The following is a 5,294-nucleotide window of genomic DNA, read 5'->3' as shown; positions in this document are numbered from 1 at the left end:
CTGCCGCCGTCGTTGCCGCTCGCCCTGGCGCGCTGTTCGCTGGAGGCCGAGCTGGGACGCGACGCCGACGTGGTGGCAGAGACCGAGGGCCTGCTGAACGCGGATGATCTGTCCGCGGCCCTGCTGCTGGTGCGTGCCAGGTCGCTGCGCAGGCTCGGCGCCTACACCGCATCCCGGTCTGCCCTGCAGGAAGTCCTGCGGCGCAGGAAGACTGACTTCACCCTCCGCAGCGACGCGCTGACGGACACCGCCCTGCTCCTCCTCGAGGCGGGCCGCAAAACCCTTGGCGGCCGGGACTGGCAGCGCCACAAACCTGCACAGCTGGAGGCCGTGAAAGCCATTCGCAAAGACGCCGAAATGCACGAACTCTGGGACCGCGAATACGGGCGCGCTGACGACGACTGACAGGTTTCCACGCCCGATCGCGGCCAAATCCACGTATCCACTACTCTTGCGGGCCCCTGGGGCGGGGAGTACAAACGAGGCATGAGAGATGCGGTGGAGCGCTGGATGCAGCACTACATCACAGCGTGGACGACGAACGATCCGGAGGACATCCGGGCGCTGTTTACCGAGGACGCCATCTATGCGACCAGCCCCCAGGAAGCCGAACCGTGGCAGGGCCGGGACGATATCGTGGAGCACTGGCTTGCCGGGCGCGATGAGCCGGATGACTGGATGTTTGAGTGGAAGCTGCTGGGGGTCGACGGCGGCCGGGCGTTTGTGCAGGGCCTGACGACGTACCGCGGCAACAGCCGGAGCTATGACAACTTGTGGGTCATCCAACTGACCGCGGACGGCCGCGCGTCGTCCTTCACCGAGTGGTACATGCAGCGCAAGTAGCCCCAGGGCGGATTCGCGCCCTCACCCGTGCGTCATGGCTGCGCTGAGGGCGGGCACGATCTGCTCGGCGAGCAGCAAGGCGCCCAGGGCCAGCATGATGATCCCGCTGGCCAGCGTCACTTGGCGCGCTGCGCCCGGCCTGGCCTGCAGCAGTTTCCGCGCCAGGAGTGCCACGCAACTGTAGATGACGCCCACGAGCAGGATGAAGGTCAGCCCGAGCAGACCCGACTGGACCGGGACCGGCCACGCGGCGTCAGGGCTGACGAACTGCGGCACCAGGGCCACGAAGAACAGCAGGCCCTTGGGGTTGATTCCGCTGATGCCCATGCCCTGGAGGAAAACCCGGAACTGGCTCGCGGGTGTGGCGGCACCGGGAGCAGCGGTGCCGGTGCTGAAGCTGGCCCCGCGCCAGGACCGCAGGGTGCTGAAGCCCAGCCACAGCAGGTAGAGGGCGCCCGCCGCGGTCAGCCAGCCCAGCACGCCGGGCATCCCGGCGAGCAGTGCCGCCAGGCCCAGCACCAGCAGCGCCGTGTGGAGGGCGTAGCCCCCGCAAAGACCGGCGACGGCGGGCGCGAAGCTGCGCTGCCGGAGCCCGGCCGCGATCGAATAGGCCCAGTCGACGCCGGGGGTGCATGCCAGGGCGACGGCGACAACCAGGAAGGCGAGGAAAAGCTGGGGGTTCATGGCGGGCTCCAGGAGTGCGGCACCCCGTGGCGGGTACAAGAAAAACTCTAGGCAAATTCGGCCGGGAAGTGCTCGCTTATTTACTGGTGAATCACCGCTATTGGGTAAGATAATTGCGTGATTGACGCTATTGACAGAAGTATTTTGCGCTACCTCAAATCGGACGGCCGGATGACTGCCACGGCCCTGGCGGCCAAGGTGGGGTTGACCGTGGCTCCGTGCCATCGCCGGCTGCGGGATCTGGAGGCCGCCGGGATCATCCGGGGCTACCGGGCGGATATTGATCCGGCCGCGGTGGGGCTCGGTTTCGAGGCGATCGTGTTCGTGACCCTGCGCCAGGTGGACCGTTCCACCATGGAGATCTTCGAGAGCCGGGTGGCCGGCAATCCCAACATCGTCGAGGCCCAGCGGCTCTTCGGGTCGCCGGACTACCTGCTCAAGGTCATCGCGGAGGACCTACCCTCCTACCAGCGTTTCTACGACAGTGAACTGACCTCGCTGCCCGGCGTCGAGCGCCTGACGTCAACGCTGGTCATGAAGAACCTGAAGGCCAACGCCGGGCCGCCGGTCTAAAGCGGCCGCCTGCTCAGGCGCCGAGCAGTCCCGTGGTCCGGTAGGGAATGACCTCGCGCAGGAACATGCTCGTTGAGGTCCGGACGATTCCGGGGCACAGCCGGATTTCCTCGGACACGCGATAGAGATCGTCCGGGCTCTTGGCCACCACCCGGATCAGGAGATCGGTATCGCCAGCCGGGGCATGGCATTCGAGCACTTCCGGGATGTCGCGCAGGGCGGCGATTGCCTCGTTGAGGTGGCTCTGGTCCAGTTCCGCGCTGACCGCGGCCGCCACGCCGCGGCCCAGGGCGGACGGCAGCACCCGGCTGCTGTTCGGCCGGAGCGCGCCCGACGCCGACATCCGCTCCAGGCGGGACTGGACGGTGCCGCGGGCCAGGCCCAGCTTTTGCGCCAGCACCATGACCGGCACGCGGGGATCTTCGTCCAGCGCGGCGAGGATCCGCCGGTCCGTCGCGTCGAGCTCCTGCAAAATGACCACTTCCTGTTCGCGGCCCGGGCTGTGGTTGATCAGATTGACTACTCTGGGGCCGGTCCGTTGCACCAACTGTAGGGCTTCTGCTCAAATGGTGACAACAAGGGGACGAGGCCACCGCCACGATCCCGAAGGCTACGGACATCCCGGCACACCACCCGGACCCCGGACGAGGCTCCCGCAAGGAACCAGCCGCTGATTGACTCTTGTTCACGCATCGTCTTTCCGCACAACGCACTCGCGGCAAGAGCCCCTGAGCCACCGACGTCGGATTTCCCGAAGTCATCGGTAGCTGAGGGGCTCTTGTGCTGCTCCACATAGGCTAGTCACATGACCTCAGCTGGCCGCTTCGCCCCCAGTCCCTCCGGCGAACTGCATGTGGGTAACCTCCGGACAGCCATCCTGGCATGGCTGTTCGCCCGGTCCGGGGGGCGGCGGTTCCTGCTGCGGGTGGAGGACCTGGACCGTGCCCGGGCCGGCGCCGAGGCCGAACAACTCCGCGACCTGGCGGCGATCGGCGTGAGCTGGGACGGCGGCGTCGTGCGCCAGACGGAGCGTGAGCACCTGTATGACGGGGCGATCGCGGAGTTGACGGCGGCCGGCCTGACCTATGAGTGCTTCTGTACCCGCCGCGAAATCCAGGAGGCCCCCTCGGCGCCGCACGCTCCGCTGGGCGCCTACCCGGGAACGTGCCGGAACCTCAGCGGCGCCGAGCGCGAGGCCAAGCGGGCCGCCCGGCCGCCGGCTGTCCGGCTCCGCTCCACGGTGGCCGAGGCGTCGGTGTGGGACGTGCTCCACGGCAGTTACACCGGGGTCGTCGACGACTTCGTGCTCCGGCGCAACGACGGCGTGACCGCCTACAACCTGGCCGTGGTGGTGGACGACGCCGCGCAGGGGATCGACCAGGTGGTCCGCGGCGATGACCTGCTGCCGTCCACGCCGCGGCAGGCATATTTGGCGTCGCTGCTCAATATGCCTGTTCCGGAATATGCGCATGTGCCGCTGGTACTGAACGCCGACGGTGCCAGGCTGGCCAAGCGCGACGGCGCCGTCACGCTCGCCGATCTGGCGTTGGCCGGGGTGGGCGCGGACCAGGTCCGGGACACTTTGCTGGACTCCCTTGGCCTCCCGCCGGGCCGCCTCGGCGATGTCCTCGCCGCCTTCGACCCGGCCGCCCTGCCCCGCGAGCCCTGGGTGTGGCCCGGGCTGCCGGGAGCGCACAAGGGGGCGCATCCGGGTACCGGCCTCCGGGCAGGGACGGACAGCCGCGGCGCGTAGGCTGGATTCATGACCGAGCCCGCACACCCCCAGCCCCGCTTCACTGTCGAGACAGCCAAGGTCCTGGCTGAGGTGGCCCACAACCGCCAGAAGGACAAGCTCAAGCGGCCATACCGGGAGCATGTGCTCGCCGTCGGGGACGCCCTGGCGGACTTCGACGACGACATCCGGATCGCCGGGTACCTCCACGACATCGCGGAGGACACCCCGATGACGCGGCAGGCACTGCTGGACATGGGTGTCTCCGAGCGTGCCGCGGACATCATCGAACGGGTCACGAAGCGCCTGCATGAGAATCCGGACGACTACCAGGCCGGCATCCGGTACATCGCCGAGGACCACGACGCCACGCTCGTGAAGATTGCCGACAACGCGCACAATTCGCTGCCCGAACGGGTCAAGGCGCTGGCCGAAAAGTGGCCGGACAAGCCCCCGGTCACCCGCTACGATGATGCCCGCCCGGTGCTCTACGCCGCCGTTCCTGTCGAGGAAACCCGGAAAATCCTGGCCCGGATCAATCCCTGGCTGTTGAACGAACTCGACGACATGCTCGACGAGGCGGACGACACGGACTACGAGTTCCTCTCCTATGACGTCCCCGCAGCAGACGCGGCAGTGGCCGCGGCAGCAGACGCGGAAGCTGCGCCGGGCGATGCTCCGGCCGGCGACACCGGGTCCGCCCGGGACTGAGCATGCGCGCCTACGTCCTCACACGCTACGGCGGCCCGGACGCCATGGAACTCCGGGAAGTTCCGGATCCCCAGCCCGGCCCGGGCGACGTCCGGATCAAGGTCGCCGCGGCCGGGCTGAACCCGGTGGACTTCAAGTTCCGCCAGGGCGCGCTCCGGCTGATCAGCCATGTCCGCCTGCCGATCGTTGCCGGCTGTGAACTCGCCGGGACGGTCGACGCAATCGGACCCGGGCCCAACGGCTTTTCCATCGGCGACCGCGTCTACGCCCGGGTGGACAAGGCCACGCTTGGAGCCTTCGCCGAGCTGGTGTGCGTGCAGCAGGAGTTGGTGGCCGCCATGCCGGCGTCGCTCGGATTCGCCGAGGCCGCAGGACTGCCGCTGGCCGGGCTCACTGCGCTGCAGGCCCTCCGCGATGAACTTGCCGTGGGCCGCGGCACCCGGCTCTTCATCTCCGGCGGCGCCGGCGGGGTGGGAACACTCGCCATCCAGCTCGCCAAGTATCTCGGCGCCCAGGTCACCACCACGGCATCGGCCCGCGGCGAGGCGCTCGTGCGCCGCCTGGGGGCGGACGCCGTCATCGACTACAACCGGGATGACTTCTCCGCGGTACTGCACGGGTTCGACGCGGTCCTGGACCTGGTCGGCGGCGTGACCCTCAGCGATTCCTTCCGCATTCTTCGGCCCGGCGGCAGGGTGGTATCAATCGCCGGCGTTCCCGAGCCGCTCACCGCGACGAAAGACCTCGGCTC

The 5,294-nt window shown here is 68.5% G+C and carries 7 protein-coding genes and 1 pseudogene; 6 read left to right on the top strand and 2 right to left on the bottom strand.

Annotated features, from left to right (window positions below; genetic code table 11):
• Both Y706_RS30375 and Y706_RS0117125 read left to right on the top strand, forming a co-directional pair.
• A pseudogene (locus Y706_RS30375) lies at window positions 1-405 on the top strand (hypothetical protein); the annotation flags it as partial.
• A gap of 81 nt (window positions 406-486) precedes the next feature.
• On the top strand, window positions 487-843 hold the full coding sequence (locus Y706_RS0117125; protein WP_028277562.1) for a nuclear transport factor 2 family protein: 357 nt from the start codon (window positions 487-489) through the stop codon (window positions 841-843).
• 21 nt (window positions 844-864) lie between these two features.
• Here Y706_RS0117125 and Y706_RS0117120 read toward each other — a convergent pair whose 3' ends face one another.
• Window positions 865-1,527 carry a LysE family translocator gene (locus tag Y706_RS0117120; protein ID WP_028277561.1) on the bottom strand — a complete coding sequence of 221 codons (663 nt, stop codon included), beginning with the start codon at window positions 1,525-1,527 and terminating at the stop codon, window positions 865-867.
• A 117-nt stretch (window positions 1,528-1,644) separates the two neighbouring features.
• On the opposite strand from Y706_RS0117120, the gene Y706_RS0117115 reads away from it, so the two are divergent.
• On the top strand, window positions 1,645-2,100 hold the full coding sequence (locus tag Y706_RS0117115; RefSeq protein WP_079555658.1) for an Lrp/AsnC family transcriptional regulator: 456 nt from the start codon (window positions 1,645-1,647) through the stop codon (window positions 2,098-2,100).
• A gap of 13 nt (window positions 2,101-2,113) precedes the next feature.
• On the opposite strand, the gene Y706_RS0117110 is transcribed toward Y706_RS0117115, so the two are convergent.
• Entirely contained in the window at window positions 2,114-2,572 is a 459-nt protein-coding gene (locus Y706_RS0117110) for an Lrp/AsnC family transcriptional regulator (RefSeq protein ID WP_028277559.1), read from the bottom strand.
• A 333-nt stretch (window positions 2,573-2,905) separates the two neighbouring features.
• Between Y706_RS0117110 and gluQRS the strand changes: the two genes are divergently transcribed.
• The 3 genes from gluQRS to Y706_RS0117095 form a co-directional block, all read left to right on the top strand.
• Window positions 2,906-3,853 (top strand): tRNA glutamyl-Q(34) synthetase GluQRS, encoded by a 948-nt coding sequence (gluQRS, locus tag Y706_RS0117105; protein WP_028277558.1) that lies wholly within the window; start codon window positions 2,906-2,908, stop codon window positions 3,851-3,853.
• Window positions 3,854-3,862: 9 nt separating this feature from the next.
• Window positions 3,863-4,543, top strand: a complete 681-nt coding sequence (locus Y706_RS0117100; protein ID WP_028277557.1) for an HD domain-containing protein — start codon at window positions 3,863-3,865, stop codon at window positions 4,541-4,543.
• A 2-nt stretch (window positions 4,544-4,545) separates the two neighbouring features.
• A partial coding sequence (locus Y706_RS0117095) for an NADP-dependent oxidoreductase (protein WP_028277556.1) occupies window positions 4,546-5,294 on the top strand: 749 nt, incomplete at its 3' end.

It is taken from the genome of Arthrobacter sp. I3 (assembly GCF_000520575.1).
Lineage (GTDB): Bacteria > Actinomycetota > Actinomycetes > Actinomycetales > Micrococcaceae > Arthrobacter > Arthrobacter humicola_A.
Note: the sequence above shows the minus strand (reverse complement) of the source record. Positions and strands in the feature narration are given on the sequence as shown.

Bases quoted from the DNA above. Each gene is read 5' to 3' on its own strand.
- Y706_RS0117100 (WP_028277557.1), top strand. From the start codon at position 3,863: ATGACCGAGCCCGCACACCCCCAGCCCCGCTTCACTGTCGAGACAGCC.
- Y706_RS0117120 (WP_028277561.1), bottom strand. From the start codon at position 1,527: ATGAACCCCCAGCTTTTCCTCGCCTTCCTGGTTGTCGCCGTCGCCCTG.
- gluQRS (WP_028277558.1), top strand. From the start codon at position 2,906: ATGACCTCAGCTGGCCGCTTCGCCCCCAGTCCCTCCGGCGAACTGCAT.
- Y706_RS0117125 (WP_028277562.1), top strand. From the start codon at position 487: ATGAGAGATGCGGTGGAGCGCTGGATGCAGCACTACATCACAGCGTGG.